The 15032-nt window shown below is 73.2% G+C and carries 11 protein-coding genes; 9 read left to right on the top strand and 2 right to left on the bottom strand.

The genetic code is table 11. From position 1 onward, the window contains the following. Positions 1–252 precede the first annotated feature (252 nt). Together HS045_RS11565 and HS045_RS11560 are read left to right on the top strand one after the other, a co-directional pair. On the top strand, positions 253–1689 hold the full coding sequence (locus HS045_RS11565; RefSeq protein ID WP_230884002.1) for a hypothetical protein: 1437 nt from the start codon (positions 253–255) through the stop codon (positions 1687–1689). 243 nt (positions 1690–1932) lie between these two features. Beyond that, positions 1933–3558, top strand: coding sequence for a methyl-accepting chemotaxis protein (locus HS045_RS11560; RefSeq protein ID WP_196451264.1), 1626 nt, complete (start codon positions 1933–1935; stop codon positions 3556–3558). Positions 3559–3716: 158 nt separating this feature from the next. Here the strand turns inward: HS045_RS11560 and HS045_RS11555 are convergent, their stop codons facing one another. Beyond that, positions 3717–4058, bottom strand: a complete 342-nt coding sequence (locus HS045_RS11555) for a helix-turn-helix transcriptional regulator (protein ID WP_196451263.1) — start codon at positions 4056–4058, stop codon at positions 3717–3719. Positions 4059–4156: 98 nt separating this feature from the next. On the opposite strand from HS045_RS11555, the gene HS045_RS11550 reads away from it, so the two are divergent. From HS045_RS11550 to HS045_RS11540, 3 genes are all read left to right on the top strand, one after another. Then, positions 4157–5155 carry a zinc-dependent alcohol dehydrogenase family protein gene (locus HS045_RS11550; RefSeq protein ID WP_196451262.1) on the top strand — a complete coding sequence of 333 codons (999 nt, stop codon included), beginning with the start codon at positions 4157–4159 and terminating at the stop codon, positions 5153–5155. A gap of 220 nt (positions 5156–5375) precedes the next feature. Then, positions 5376–6701 carry a cytochrome ubiquinol oxidase subunit I gene (locus tag HS045_RS11545; protein WP_196451261.1) on the top strand — a complete coding sequence of 442 codons (1326 nt, stop codon included), beginning with the start codon at positions 5376–5378 and terminating at the stop codon, positions 6699–6701. A 178-nt stretch (positions 6702–6879) separates the two neighbouring features. Beyond that, the gene (locus tag HS045_RS11540) at positions 6880–7815 is read left to right on the top strand and encodes a cytochrome d ubiquinol oxidase subunit II (RefSeq protein ID WP_230884001.1); all 936 of its coding nucleotides are present in this window, start codon (positions 6880–6882) and stop codon (positions 7813–7815) included. 650 nt (positions 7816–8465) lie between these two features. Here the strand turns inward: HS045_RS11540 and HS045_RS11535 are convergent. Next, positions 8466–10127, bottom strand: a complete 1662-nt coding sequence (locus HS045_RS11535; RefSeq protein ID WP_196451260.1) for an alpha-amylase family protein — start codon at positions 10125–10127, stop codon at positions 8466–8468. A gap of 127 nt (positions 10128–10254) precedes the next feature. On the opposite strand from HS045_RS11535, the gene HS045_RS11530 reads away from it, so the two are divergent. The 4 genes from HS045_RS11530 to HS045_RS11515 all read left to right on the top strand — a co-directional run bounded on the left by HS045_RS11530 (position 10255) and on the right by HS045_RS11515 (position 15022). Further along, on the top strand, positions 10255–10632 hold the full coding sequence (locus HS045_RS11530; protein ID WP_196451259.1) for a hypothetical protein: 378 nt from the start codon (positions 10255–10257) through the stop codon (positions 10630–10632). Positions 10633–10879: 247 nt separating this feature from the next. Further along, complete coding sequence (secD, locus tag HS045_RS11525; RefSeq protein ID WP_196451258.1) at positions 10880–13249, top strand: protein translocase subunit SecD; 2370 nt, start codon at positions 10880–10882, stop codon at positions 13247–13249. A 181-nt stretch (positions 13250–13430) separates the two neighbouring features. Continuing rightward, positions 13431–13631, top strand: coding sequence for an EF-hand domain-containing protein (locus HS045_RS11520; RefSeq protein WP_196451257.1), 201 nt, complete (start codon positions 13431–13433; stop codon positions 13629–13631). 134 nt (positions 13632–13765) lie between these two features. Further along, complete coding sequence (locus HS045_RS11515; protein WP_307827473.1) at positions 13766–15022, top strand: helix-turn-helix domain-containing protein; 1257 nt, start codon at positions 13766–13768, stop codon at positions 15020–15022. Positions 15023–15032 lie beyond the last annotated feature (10 nt).

The raw sequence follows: 15032 nt of genomic DNA, 5'->3' as shown, positions 1-15032 counted from the left end.
GCGGGCCGATCCTCCGCTCCCCGGCCCGCGCCTCCCTGTCACCGGTTCCCCGTCAAGCGCTTCCGTTCCCGTTGAGCGCTCCCGCCGCCTCCCGGGCGCCTCTCCGCGCCGCGCGGCCCGTTCCGCATGCCCGCGTCCCCACCCGTGTGCCTTCCCGGCGCTTTCCGGGCTTCCCGGCCGGTTCCCTCTCGGTCCCCCACCGCCCTCCCCGCCTCCCCGCCTCCCGGCCTCCCGACGACGATCGGATTCCGCGTGCTCACCGACGCCCCGTCAGCCGCACCGCTCCGGCTCCGCCGAGCCGTCCCCGCCCTCCGCACCGCCCTCGCGGATCACCGGCTCTTCGCCGTGGTCCTCGCTCTCGCCGCCGCGCTCCGCGTGGTGACCATGCTCGGATACCGGCCCGCCCAGCTCTACTGGTACGACTCCTTCACCTACCTGGACACGGCCGTCCACCTGCGGCCGTCGGCGTCCTTCCATCCGATCGGCTACCCGCTACTGCTCCGGGCCCTGTGGCCGCTGCACAGTGTCGAGGTGATCGCGGCCGTGCAGCACATGATGGGCCTGGCCGTCGGGGTGATGGTCTACGCGCTGCTGCGCCGCCGGTCGCTGCCCGGCTGGGGCGCGACCCTGGCGACCGTGCCGGCCCTGTTCGACGCCTCGTTCCTCCGGTTGGAGCACGCGGTCCTGTCGGACATGCTGTTCATCTTCCTGATCGTCGCCGGGCTCACCGCACTCATGTGGTCGCCCCGCCTCTCCGTACGGGCCGCCACGGGGGCGGGCCTGCTGTTCGCGGCGGCGGCGCTCACCCGGACGGTCGCGCTCCCGCTGCTCCTGCTCGTCCTGTTCGTCCTCGCCGTCCAGCGCACCGGGTGGCGGCCTCTGGTCGCCATGGCCCTGGCCGGAACGGTGCCGCTGGCCGCCTACGCCGCCTGGTACGGCGCGCACCACGGCAGGTTCGCGCTCAGCGGCGCGGACGGGGTCGCGCTCTGGGCCCGCACGATGACCTTCGCCGACTGCGCGGTCGTCGAACCTCCACCGGAACTGGCGGCGCTCTGCCCGAACGGCACCGTCGTGGACGCCGCCTCGGAGTACGTCTGGGCTCCCGGGGCCTCGCTCAACCGGCTCCCCGGCGACCGGTTCTCCCACAACGAGGCCGCTCGGGCCTTCGCCCTGCGGGCCATCGCCGCCCAACCGCTCGACTACCTCCGCGAGGTCGCGAAGGACACCTCCATCGCCTTCTCCTGGGCTCCCGTCGCCCACCCGAAACGGGTCACCCCCGCCTTCGGCTTCGGGCACGGTGACTGGCCGCTGCCGGAGCAGCCGCTGATCGGCAAGGTGAAACGGGAGTACGACCCGGACATCAGAGGGCTGTACTCGGTCCGGCCGTACGCCGACTTCCTGGTCGCCTACCAGTACCCGGCGTATCTGCGCGGGCCGCTGCTGGCGGCGATCCTGCTCGTCGGCGCGGCGGGCGCGCTGCTCCGGCGCCGTGCCGTACCGCTGCCCTGGAGTGTGGCAGCGATCCTGCTCGTCGGCCCGGTGGCGGTGCTCGACTTCGACCACCGCTACGTCCTGCCCGTCATCCCTGTCGCCTGCCTCGCCGCCGCCCTCACCCTGCGGTCCCTCCCGGTCCGGAACCCCTTCGGGTCGTCGAAAGCAGCTGAACCGAGGCGTCTCCGCTCGAAGTGATGCCGCCCGGTGGGCCGGGAGGCGGGTTCCGGTCGCCGTGTTCACCGGCATCGGCCGGACTTTCGCGCGCATCGGGCGCACGGAGCGGGTCGCGACGGAGACGGCCGGCACGGAGGGGGTGCCGAGGACCTCGGTCGTTCCACCGGGCAAAGAATCGGCTTCGCCGCGGAGAAGACTCGGAAATCCCGTGCCGCCGCTGATGGACGGATCGACACCGACCGACCTGACGAGGGAGAGCACACGATGGCCGACAGGCCTGACCGGGTAGTGGAAGCGACCACCGGCGGACGGTGGGGTTGGAACTGGACCATCGGCCGCCGGCTGACCGCCGGGTTCGTGACCGCGCTGGTCATGATGGGCGCCATCGGCGCCGTCTCCTACACCAACACCGTCGACCTGGTCGAGAACGAGGGATGGGTGGCCCACACCCACACGGTCATCGGCAGGCTCGACGGCGTGCTGTCGACGCTGAAGGACGCCGAGACCGGCCAGCGCGGCTACCTGATCACCGCCGAGGACTCCTACCTCGGCCCCTACACCGAGGCGAAGAAGGCCGTCGGCGACCTGCTGGACGAGACCGCGGAGCTCACCTCGGACAACGCCGCCCAGCAGAAGCGCATCCAGACCCTGCGCCCGCTGATCGACGCCAAGTTCACCGAGATGCAGCAGACCGTCGACCTGCGCCGCGGCGAGGGCTTCGAGGCCGCACGCGCCGTCGTGCTGTCCGACAAGGGCAAGGCGACCATGGACGAGATCCGCGCCACCCTGAGCGAGATGCGCGAGGCCGAGGCGTCCCTGCTGACCGTGCGGGCCGAGGAGGCCGCGGCGACCGCGGCGACGACCAAGAACGTGGTGCTGTTCGGCACCGGGCTGGCCGTCGTCGTGCTGCTCGGGCTGGCCTGGTTCCTGACGCGCAGCGTCACCCGGCCGGTCGGCGACCTGGCGCGGCGCCTGCGCGACATCGCCGACGGCGACGGCGACCTGACCCAGCGGGTGGACGAGTCCCGCCGCGACGAGATCGGCACCCTGGCCACGCTGTTCAACCGGTTCGTCGGCAACATCGCCGACCTGGTCCGCCAGATCAACGACTCGGCGGCCGCCTCCTCGGCGGCGGCGCAGGAGCTGTCGGCCATCAGCGTGGAGATCGGCAAGCAGACGGAGAACGCCTCGGCCCAGGCCGTCAACGCCGCGGCCACGGCCGAGCAGGTCTCCGGCAACGTGCAGACGGTGGCCACCGCCAGCGAGGAGATGGGCGCCTCGATCCGGGAGATCTCCCGCAGCGCGGCCGAGGCCAGCACCGCCGGCCACGCCGCGGTGACCCGCGCCGCCGAGGCCAGCACCGCCATCTCCCGGCTGGGAGAGTCGTCCGAGGCGGTCAGCAGCGTGGTGGCGCTGATCAACTCGATCGCCGAGCAGACCAACCTGCTCGCGTTGAACGCGACCATCGAGGCGGCCCGCGCCGGGGACGCCGGCAAGGGCTTCGCCGTGGTCGCCTCCGAGGTCAAGGACCTGGCCCAGGAGACCGCCAAGGCGACCGAGGACATCACCGCGCGCATCACCGCCATCCAGGGCGACGTGGCCGTGGCGGTGGCGTCGATCTCCACGACCGCCCAGGTGATCGGCGAGGTCAACGACCACCAGGGCAGCATTGCCGGTGCGGTGGAGGAGCAGAGCAGCACCACCGACAGCATGGCGAACAACATCTCCGAGGCCGCCTCCGGCGCGACCGCCATCGCGCAGAGCGTCCAGCAGATCGCCGCCACCGCGCAGGCGACCGTGGGCAGCATCGGCGAGGTGCGGCGGGCCTCGGAGGAACTGGCGCACAACTCCGCGCACCTCAACGCGCTGGTGGGACGCTTCCGCGTCTGACGGCCGGGGCCGACCGGTGGGCCTCGGAGGAACTGGCGCACAACTCCGCGCACCTCAACGCGCTGGTGGGACGCTTCCGCGTCTGACGGCCGGGGCCGACCGGCCGGCCTCGGCCGGTCGGCCCCGTGGTCCTCGCCGGGCCCGCGGACGCGACGGCCTCAGACGGGTGCGCCGCCGCGGGAGGAGGCGCGGTCGGCGGCCACGACGGCGTCGAGGAGGCCGGGGAAGACCTCGTCGACCTCGTCGCTCCGCAGGGTGTTCATCCGTGAGGCGCCGACGTAGTACTGCCGGATGAGTCCGGCCTCGCGCAGCACCCGGAAGTGGTGTGTGGCCGTGGAGGTGCTGACGGGGAGGTCGAAACCGCCGCACCTGAGGTCGGCCGGGGCGTCGCGCAGCTGCGTGACGATGCTCCGCCGCACCGGGTCGACGAGGGCGTCGAGGACCTGCTGCAGAGTGATCGTCCGTACGTCGGGATGCGGCGGGATGCGGTCGGCGTCCATGCACCCATATTACGACGGACATCAAAGTTTGACAGCCATCGTAGTTCTGGGCTTGAGTGGAGATCCACTTCCCGGCGGAGGGGCGAGAGGACGACGCGATGACCAGAACGGTGCTGTTCCACGAACTCGGCGGGCCCGAGGTGCTGCGGCTGGAGGACGCCCCGGTCGGCGAGCCGGGGCCGGGCGAGGTGCGGATCCGGGTGGACGCGATCGGCCTGAACCGGGCCGAGGTGCTGTTCCGCAGCGGTCACTACATCGAACCGGTGCGGCGCTTCCCCGCTAGGCTGGGCTCCGAGGCCGCCGGCGTGGTCGAGGCGGTCGGCGAGGGCGTCACCGGGCTGCGACCCGGCCAGGCGGTCAGCACCGTGCAGACGTTCTCGCAGAACGACTACGGCGTCTACGCCGAGCGGGCGATCGTGCCCGCCGCGGCGGTGCTGCACCGCCCCGAGGGGGTCGGCCCGGTCGAGGGCGCCGCGGTGTGGATGCCGTACGTGACGGCCTACGGCGCGCTGGTGGAGGTCGGCGGGATGCGGCCCGGCGACACGGTCGTGCTGAACGCGGCCTCCAGCAGCGTGGGACTGGCCGCCATCCGGGTCGCCGACCGGATCGGCGCCGTGCCGATCGCCGTCACCCGCACCGCCGCCAAGAGGGAGGCGCTGCTGAAGGAGGGGGCCGCGGAGGTGGTCGTCGGCGAGTCGGAGGACGTGGTCGAGCGGGTGCTCGCGGCGACCGGCGGCCGGGGCGCCGAGTTCGTCTTCGACGCCGTCGCCGGACCCGGCGTGACGGACCTGGCCAGGATCGTCGCGGGCGACGGCACGATCCTGGTGTACGGCGCGCTCAGCGGCGAGCCGACCCCCTATCCGATGATCGGTCTGGGCATGCCCCCGGTGAACATGCGCACCTACACCATGCTGGAGACGACCACCCGGCCCGAGCGGCTGCGCCGGGCCGCGGCCTTCGTGGCCTCCGGGCTGCGCTCGGGCGCCTTCCGGCCCGTGGTGGACCGGACCTTCGAGCTGGACGAGATCGTCGAGGCCCACCGGTACCTGGAGTCGAACGCCCAGATCGGCAAGATCGTGGTGACCGTCGCGCACTGACCGGCGCGCACCGACCGGCGGGACCGAGGCCGCTCCCGCGCGCCGATCGGTGAGCTCACGGCCGGGCCGCGGTGTGCCGGTGCCCGGCGGGTACGGGGGCCCGCCGGGTACGGGGGAGCGCCGGGTGCAGGCGGGCGGCGGGGGAGCGCAACCCGTGGGGTACGGCGGGCGTCATCCCCGGGGGGACGCGCGGGCGGGGCCGTACCGGGACGCTGGGGCCATGGACACGCTCGACCTGGCCCGGCTGCAGTTCGCCCTCACCGCGGGGACGCACTTCCTGTTCGTCGCCCTCACCCTCGGCCTGGCCACGCTCATCGCGGTCGTGCAGACCCGGGCCACGCTGACCCGCTCCACCGTGCACGAGCGGATGACGCGGTTCTGGGGACGGCTCTACGTGATCAACTACGTGATGGGCATCGTCACCGGGCTGGTGATGGAGTTCCAGCTCGGGATGGCGTGGAACGGGCTGTCGCACTTCGCGGGCAACGTCTTCGGGGCGGCGCTGGCGATGGAGACGCTGGTCGCGTTCTTCGTCGAGTCCACCTTCCTGGGGCTGTGGATCTTCGGCTGGGGGCGGCTGAACCGGTGGGCGCACCTGGCGGTGTTCTGGGTGGTGACGCTCACCGCCTACGCCTCGGCCTACTGGGTGCTGGTGGCCAACGGGTTCATGCAGAACCCGGTCGGCGCCGAGTCGTCCGGCGGGACGCTCCGGCTCACCGACGCGGCGGCGGTGCTGGCCAACCCGGCGGCGCTCACCGCCTTCGGGCACGTCCTGGCCGCCTCGCTGGTCACCGCCGGGTTCTTCCTGGCCGGGGTGAGCGCCCACCACCTGCGCCGCCGGACCGCCGAGCAGGAGTTCTTCCGCCGCTCGCTGCGGATCGGCGTGTTCACCGGCCTGCCCGGCCTGCTGGCCGTCCTCGCCTTCGGCGAGCTCAGCTTCTCCACGGTGCAGCCGATGAAGTGGGCCGTCTTCGAGGGGGACGCCGCGGAGATCGACCGGCTCCGGGCGGAGGCCGCCGCGGCGTACGGGGCGGTCCGGGAGGGAGCGGGAGGAGCCGGGGGTCTGGCGGATCTCGTGGACCACGTGCCGCCCGCGCTCCCGGTGCAGGCCGGGGGGATCGCGATGCTGGGCCTGTTCGGGGTGATGGCGCTCGTCTCGCTGGTGAGCGTGCCGCCGGCCCTGTCCTCCCGGGCGGTCCGGGGGCTGCGCGCCTGGCACGTGCTGCTGATCGCGGCGGTCCCGCTGCCGTTCGCCGCCGTGCTCGGCGGGTGGGTGCTGCGCGAGGCGGGCCGCCAGCCGTGGGCCGTGCAGGGACTGCTCACCACCGAGGAGGCGCTGAGCGACCTGCCGCCCGGCCTGCTCCGGTTCTCGCTGGCCGCCTTCACCGTGCTGTTCGCGGTCCTGGTCGCGCTCAACGCCTGGATGCTCGTCCGCACCGCCCGCCGGGGCCCCGGCCCCGCCGACGACCCGGCTCCCGGTGCTCCGGACCTCCCGACCGGTTCCCCGCCCGCCCGGGACGAACCGGTCCCGGCGGCCGTGTTCTGATCCGCACCCCGGAAGCCGCACCCCGGCGGCCGTGTTCTGATCCGCACCCCGGAAGCCGCACCCCGGCGGCCGTGTTCTGATCCGCACCCCGAAAGCCGCACCCCGGCGGCGTTCCGGCCGCCGGCCCCGAACCGCTCTGCGGTGTCCCCGCCCCTGCCCCCGCCGACAAGGAACCACGATGGAAATCGCCCTCCTCGCCTTCTTCACCGCCGGGTACCTCGTGCTCTCGGGGGCCGACTTCGGGATCGGCATGCTCCTGCCGTACCTCGGACGCTCCCCCGGCGAGCGCGGCCGGGTGCTGGACGTGATCACGCCGTTCTTCCTGGCCGACGAGGTCTGGCTGGTCGTCGCGGTCGGCTTCTTCGCCGGGGCCTTCCCCGTCCTGGAGGGCGGGTTCCTCGCGGAGAACTACGCGGCGTTCACCGTGCTGCTGCTCGGCTGGGTGGCGCGGGACGCGGGGATCCTGCTGCGGGGACGGGTGGACCGGGCGGCGTGGCGGACCGGGTGCGAGGCGGCGGTGGTCATCGGGAGCTGGGCGGTGGCGCTGAGCTGGGGGTTCGTCCTCGCGGGGAGCACGGGGAGTGCGGGAGCGGCGCCGCCGGTCCTGGCCGCGGCGGTCGCCGCCGCCGCCGCGCTGTTCTGCGCCCAGGGGCTGGCGCTGGCCGCGCTCCGGCTGCGCGGGGAGACCTCGCGCGCAGAGACAGGGAAGGCATCCGGCGGAGATGCACTGCGCACAGAGACAGGGAAGACATCCGGCGGAGAGGCGGGGGTGCCGTGGCGGCGGGCGCGGCGGCCCTTCGGCGCGCTGGGCGAGCGCGCCGCCTACGCCCTGACCTCGGCCGCCATCGTGTCGGCCGGGCTGGCGGCCGGATCCCGCCTGCCGCTGGCGGAGCACCTCGCCGACCCGGCGACGCTCGCCCTGCTCACCCCCGCCGCCGCGATCCTCACACCCCTGCTGGTGGGAACCCAGGTGTGGCTCTGGCGGGTCCTCGCCCGCCCCGGGGCGGGGACGGCGAGAACGGCCGGAGCCGCCGGAGCCGCCGGAGCCGCTGGAACGACTGAAGCCGCTGGAGTCGCTGGAACGGCCGGGGCCGCTGGAACGGCGACGTCATGATCCTCCGCCGGTGCGCCCGCGGCGGGAGGGGCCGGCCGGGCCCGCGATCGGCGCCCTCTCCGGACACGGAACGGCCGCGCCCCGCCGGAGGGCGGGACGCGGCCGCGTCGCGGAGATCATGAGGTCTCGAGAAGGACCCGTCGTCCCCTTCTGCGCAGCGCGCTGATCGCGGCGCCGTCCGGGTCAGGCCGTCGCCGTGATCATCCAGGCCAGGCCGAGGAGCACGGCCACGGGGATCAGCCACACCACGGCCTCGATCGCGAACTCCTTGTACACGGTGAACTTCCTTCTCTGGGAACCGGGTCGATGACAATATCGGCCCGTAGCATACGGGGTTGAGGGGATTCCGCACTCCCAAGGGATGTCGCCACCGGCGAGCCGGCCCATCGAGATGGTCGACATGGCTGGAAAGGCTCGCGCTTTCGAGCCATATCGACAACATCAACGCCTACCTCGCAATCGGTGAGGTCGTGCACGGCGACCGTGGTGCCACCCTCGGCGTTGACCGATGCACCAGCCGTCGCCTTTCGCGATGGACACCCCATGACACGTCACTCAAAGTGATCATAAGATCACCATGTGGTGCGATTCGCACAGGAGCGGCCTGGCCATCGACTTAAGGCCGTCCTTGAGTTCTAGGAGCCACTTGGTCAGTGGCCCTTGGCCGAGGCGTCCTCCGGGAGCTCGTCGGGCTCGGCCACCCGGAACCAGCGGCAGCCGTACGGACCCATGGTGAAGCGCACGCGCCCGCCGGGCCCGACGTCCTGCGTCCCGTCCACCAGCAGGTCGACCAGGACGCACGGGTCGCCGAGGCCCTCCAGGACCAGCTCCACCTCCGCCTCGCGGTCGGCGAAGTTGTGCACGGCGACCACGGTGCCGCCCTCGGCGTCGGCCCGGTGGGCCAGCACGGCCTCGTCCCCGGCGTCGAGGACGTCGTAGTCGCCCCAGGCCAGCTCCGGGCACTCGCGGTAGCGCTCGATCAGCGTCGTCACCCAGTGCAGCAGCGAGTCGGGGTCGCGGCGCTGGGCCTCGACGTTGACGTGGCGCGGGCCGAACGCGCCGGTCACCGGCGGCACGGGGGTGCGCACCTCCCCCCGGGAGAACCCGCCGCTCGGCGCCCACTGCATGGGCACCCGTACGGCCATGCGCCCCTTGGCCTGGAGGTTCTCGCCCAGCCCGATCTCCTCGCCGTAGAAGAGCACGGGGGTGCCCGGCAGGGAGAACAGCACGCTGTAGGCCAGCTTGAGGCGGCTCAGGTCGCCGCCGAGCATCGGCGGCACGCGGCGGCGCAGTCCCCGGTCGAAGAGCCGCATGTCCTCGTCCGGGCCGAAGGCGTCGAAGACCTCGTGCTTCTCGGCCTCGGTGAGCTTGTCCAGGGTCAGCTCGTCGTGGTTGCGCACGAACATCGCCCACTGGGCGTCGTCGGGCGCCGTGGGCCGCTCGCGCAGCGCCTCGGCCAGCGCCTTCGGGTTCTTGCGGGCCATGGACAGGTGGAAGCGCTGCATGGCGACGAAGTCGAAGCACATGGTGACCTCGTCGCCGTTGCCGTCGCCGAAGTACTCCGTCAGCTCCGGGTAGGGCAGGTTGACCTCGCCCAGCAGGATCGAGGTGCCGTCCCGCCGGTTCATGAAGGCCCGCAGGTCGGCCAGGAACTCGTGCGGGCCGCCGTCGATGCCCTCGATCAGGAACGGCACCGCGTCGACCCGGAAGCCGGACAGCCCGAGCTCCATCCAGAAGCCGAGGATGCGCGCGATCTCGTCGCGGACCTCGGGGTTGGCGGTGTTCAGGTCCGGCTGGAACCGGTAGAAGCTGTGGTAGTAGTACTGCCCGGTCCCCTCGTCGAGCTCCCAGAGGCTGTCCTCCTCGTCCGGGAAGACGATGGCCTTGGGGTCGAAGGGCTCCGGCTCGTCCCGCCAGACGTACCAGTCGCGCTTGGCCGAGTCCCGGCCGGCGCGCGACTCCTTGAACCAGGGGTGCTCGTCGGAGGTGTGGTTGACCACGAGGTCGGCGATGACCCGGATGCCCCGGTCCCTGGCGGTCCGCATGAACTCCACGAAGTCGCCCAGGGTGCCCAGCCGGGGGTCCACGGAGTAGAAGTCGGTGATGTCGTAGCCGTCGTCGCGGCCGGGGGTGGGGAAGAACGGCATCAGCCAGATGCAGGTCACCCCGAGCCGGTCGAGGTGGTCGATCTGCTGGGTCAGGCCCCGGAAGTCGCCGATGCCGTCGCCGTCGCCGTCCTTGTAGGTCTCGACGTCCAGGCAGTAGACCACGGCGTTCTTCCACCACAGGTCTCCGGTGTAGGTCAGTCGCATGCGGGCGCACTACCCTCCGGTGAGGCTTTCATGAGGCTTCGGCGGCATCGCTCCCCGGACCGGGCGGTGGCGACCGGCTATGGTGGGTGGGATCACACGAGGTGGTCCTGATCCGCCGGAGGGCGCCATGCGGCAGCGAAGGTGCGGTGCGCCCTTCGGCTGGCTGCTCGCCCTGCTGCTCCCGCTGTTCGTCTCCGGCGGGCTGAACGCGCCCGCCGCCCTGTCGTACGGCGCGCAGCACCGGCCGGCCGTCGCCAAGGCGCCCGGCGACCACCATCCCTTCTCCCGTCAGGTCCCGCTGGGCGAGCGCCACCTCGCGTCCGCTCCGGCCTTCACCGGGACCGGTGCGGGCGGCGGCCATCCGGCCGCGGCCCCGCCGCGCTCCCTGCCGGGTCCGCCGTCCTCTCCCGGCCGGGCCGTGCGCCCGGCCCGCGGCGACGATCCCCGCCCGCTCGCGGCCCTGCTGGTCAGGTCCGGCCGCGCGCCTCCCTCCACAGGCGGCTGAGGCACCCCGCGTTCCCGCGTTCCGGGGTGCTCCGCCGTACCCGTCGGCCGACGTCCCCCCGGACCCGTCCTCCGGACCTCTCCCCGCACCCGGTCTCCGGGCGTCCCGCCGTACCCGGCGGCCGGCGTTCCGCGGACCCGGCTCCGGGGCGCTCCGCCGTACCCGGCGGGGTTCCGCGGGTCCGCGCCGGGGCGGCCGGCCGTGCGCGGGACCGCTTCCTTCCTTTCTCGAGCCTGTGGAGGCTTCCATGTCGCGTGCTCCGCTGATACGCGCGATAGCGGCGTTCGCCGTGATCGCCGCGTCGCTCTACGTCGCCCTGACCATGCGCCCGACCCTCGGTCTCGACCTGCGCGGCGGGACCCAGATCGTGCTGGAGACCAAGGACTCCCCGACGGTCAAGGCCGACGCCGAGACCACCGACCGCACCCTGGAGGTGCTCCGCCGCCGCACCGACGCGCTGGGCGTGGCGGAGGCGCCGCTGTCCCGCTCCGGCGAGCGGCGGATCATCGTCGAGCTGCCCGGTGTGCTGGACCCGAGCAAGGCCGCCGAGGTCATCGGCAAGACCGCCCAGCTGACCGTCCATCCCGTCATCGCGGTGGCCGACGCGACCACCAAGCCCGGTGCGGGCGAGCAGGTCATCGCCGACGAGGACGGCTCCCGCATCCTCGTCGGCCCGGCCCGGCTCACCGGCGACGACGTCGGCGCCGCCGAGGCCGGCATCGACCCGCAGTCGGGCGGCGGCTGGTTCGTCACCATCGACTTCCGCGGCAAGGGCGCCCAGGAGTGGCCGAAGCTGACCGGCGAGGCGGCCTGCAACCCCTCCGGCGACCCCAAGCGGCGGGTCGCCATCGTGCTCGACGGCAAGGTCCTCGTCTCCCCGCAGGTGAACGAGGACGTGGCCTGCAACGTGGGCCTGCCGGGCAACTCCACCCAGATCACCGGCTCCTTCACCGCCGAGGAGTCCAAGGAGCTGGCCGTGCTGATCGAGGGCGGTTCGCTCCCGGTCCCGGTCGCGATCGTCGAGCAGCGGACCGTCGGGCCGACGCTCGGCGCCGCCGCGATCGCCGCCAGCGCCCAGGCCGCCGTCATCGGCGTCGCGCTCACCGCGCTGTTCATCGTCATCACCTACCGGCTGGTGGGGCTCGTCGCGGCCTTCGCGCTGGCCTGCTACGGGCTGATCTCCTACGCGGCGCTGGTGGCGCTCGGCGCGACCCTCACGCTGCCCGGCCTGGCGGGCTTCGTGCTCGCCATCGGCATGGCGGTGGACGCCAACGTGCTGGTCTTCGAGCGGGCCAGGGAGGAGTACGCCGCCCGGCCGCGGTCCGGGGCCGGGTCCGGGTCCGGGTCCGGGGACGGAGCCGGGGGCGCGAAGCAGGCCGGGGAGCGGCGGGAGGCCGCGGCGGCCGGGGGCGGGACGCGGCTCCGGCAGGCGTTGGAGAAGGGCTTCCGCAACGCCTGGAGCGCGGTGGCCGACTCCAACGTCACCACGCTGCTCGCCGCCGGGCTGCTGTTCTTCCTGGCCTCCGGCCCGGTGCGCGGCTTCGGGGTGACGCTCTCCATCGGTGTGCTCGCCTCCATGGTCACCGCGATGGTCGTCACCCGGGTCATCGCCCAGTGGGCGGTCAACCGCCGGGCCGTCGCCGCCCGGCCGGCGATCACCGGCATCGCCGGCATCGGACGGCTGCGCACGTGGCTGAACGAGCACGGCCCCGACCTGATGCGCCACCACCTGGCCTACCTCGTGGTCGCCGCCGCGGTGACGGTCGCGGCGCTGGCCGGGCTCGCGGTGCGCGGGCTGAACTACGGCGTGGAGTTCACCGGCGGCCGGATCGTCGAGTACTCCACCACGCAGGCGATCACCGCCGACACCGCGCGCGAGCTGGTCGCCGACGCCGGGTTCCCCAGCGCCGTGGTGCAGACCTCCGGAAAGGACATCTCCGTGCGGACCGGTCAGATCGGCAACGCCGAGGTGAACCGGATCGAGGCGTCGCTGGAGCGCGGGGCCGGGCGGGTGGACAAGGTCCGCGACGAGCTCATCGGCCCGAGCATGGGCGCGGAGCTGCGCCGCAACGCGCTGATCGCGCTGGCCGTGGCGCTCGCCGCACAGCTGGCCTACCTGGCCTTCCGGTTCCGCTGGACCTTCGGTCTGGCGGCCGTGCTGACCCTCGCCGTCGACGCGGCGGTCGTGGTCGGCGCGTTCGCGTGGCTGAACAAGCCGATCGACGGGGTGTTCCTGGCGGCCATGCTGACCGTGATCGGCTACTCGGTCAACGACAAGGTCGTGGTCTTCGACCGGGTCCGCGAGCTGTGGGGGGAACGGCCCAAGGAGGCGTTCGCCGCGGTGGCCAACACCGCGATCCTGCAGACCGTGCCGCGCACGGTGAACACCGGCCTGGGCGCGATCTTCATCCTGGCCGCGCTGGCCGTGCTCGGCGGCTCCTCCCTCACCGACTTCGCGGTGGCGCTGCTGATCGGCGTCATCGTCGGCACCCTGTCGTCGGCGTTCGTCGCGGCGCCGCTGGCGATCCGGTTCGAGAAGCGCAACCCGGCCCCGCCGCCGCAGCCCAAGCTCAAGCGGACCGCCCGTCCCCGGCAGGGCTCCGGGGCGGTCGTCTGAGGTCCGCGCGGCCCGGTCCCCAGGGACTCGTCCGGAGTCCCGGAGCCGCGCGGTCCAGGACCCCGGGGATTCCTCCGAAGCCGCGCGGTCCAGGACCCCGGGGATTCCTCCGGGGTCCCGGAGCCGGGCCGCTAAGGTGCATCCCGTCTGATTCCTCCGCATCCGGAAGGCGGATCCACCCATGGCCAACGACTACGCGCTGACGTTCAACATGGTCGACGTCGACGGCGACGGCCTGATCTCGGCCGTCGAACTGGCGCGTCTCATGGAGGTGCTCGGCCAGCCCCTCACCCCCGAGGCCGCCGCCGCGGCGATCGCCAGGATGGACGAGGACGGCGACGGGCTCATCTCCCTGGACGAGTTCGCCGCCTATCTCGGATAGGCCGCCTATCTCGGATAGGTCTCAATCCCTCCCGCCGGATGCGTCAGGTGTTGCATTTGCGACGCTAACAAGCGTTTGCTTACTGCCGAGTGTTATCACGTCAGAACATGAGGCGCACTCCGACGGGAGGGTCTGTGGCGACGAAGGAACACATGAGGATCGCGGTCCGGGGACTGGGCGGCCGCACCGGCAGATCGAACGACACGGTGTCCGACCAGCGGCTCTGGGGCTCCACCCCGTCCGCGGTGGCCCGGCTGCTCCGGCCGGGCCTGTCCCGGATCGCCGAGCAGGTGATCGACGAGATCGTCCTGCGCATCCCCGAGTACTCCCGGCCGGCCGACGAGACGTACGTCAAGATCGTGCGACTGGCCGTGGACGAGGCGCTGCGCCAGTTCGTGGACCGGATCGAGAACCCCAGCCGACCGCTGGAGGCCGACGTGTTCCGCACGATCGGGCGCGGCGAGGCCAACGAGGGCCGCAACCTCGACCCGCTGCAGACCGCGATGCGCCTGGGCGCCCGGGTGGCCTGGCGGCGCCTGACCGAGCAGGCCGAGGACCTCGGGCTCACCCCGCAGCAGCTGTACGACCTGGGCGAGGCCATCTTCGTCTACCTCGACCAGCTCGCCGACGCCGCCGCCGAGGGCTTCGACGAGGCCCGCGCGCGCACCGCCGGGGAGATGGAGCGCCGCCGCCACCGCCTGCTGAACCTGCTGCTCAGCAAGCCTCCGGCCTCCCCCGACGCCATCGGGGACCTGGCCAAGGCCGCCGGCTGGCGGCTGCCCAGGACGGTCGCCGGGGTCGCGCTGGACGAGCAGTGCGGCGGCTACCGCCCGCCGTCGCTCCCGCCGGACGTGCTGGCCGGGCTCGACCGGCCCAACCCCTGCCTGATCGTGCCCGATCCCGGCGGACCCGGCCGGGCGCAGACCCTGGAGGCCGGGCTGCGCGGCTGGAAGGCGGCGATCGGCCCCGCCGTGCCGCTGTCCGCCGCCGCCACCTCGCTCCGCTGGGCCCGCGAGACGCTGGAGCTGGGTCGGCGCGGCGTGCTCTCCGGCACGCGCGGCCTGGTCCGCTGCTCCGACCACATGGCCACCCTCGTCGTGTTCAGGGACGAGGAGCTCGTCGACGCCCTCGCCGAGGTACGGCTCGCGCCCCTGGCCCACCTGCGTCCCAGCCAGCAGGACCGGCTGGCCGAGACTCTGCTGGCGTGGCTGCGGCACGGCCGGGGCGCCGGCGAGGTCGCCGCCCGGCTCCACGTGCACCCGCAGACCGTGCGCTACCGGCTGCGGCAGTTGGAGGAGCTCTACGGCGACCAGCTCGCCGACCCCGACGTCCGCTTCGAGCTGGAGATCGTCCTGCGGGCCCGGCAGGCGATCGGCCCCCGCCCGGCCTGACCCGCCCGGC

The organism is Planomonospora sp. ID82291, from assembly GCF_015711645.1.
In the GTDB taxonomy this organism is placed as follows: domain Bacteria; phylum Actinomycetota; class Actinomycetes; order Streptosporangiales; family Streptosporangiaceae; genus Planomonospora.
Note: the sequence above shows the minus strand (reverse complement) of the source record. Positions and strands in the feature narration are given on the sequence as shown.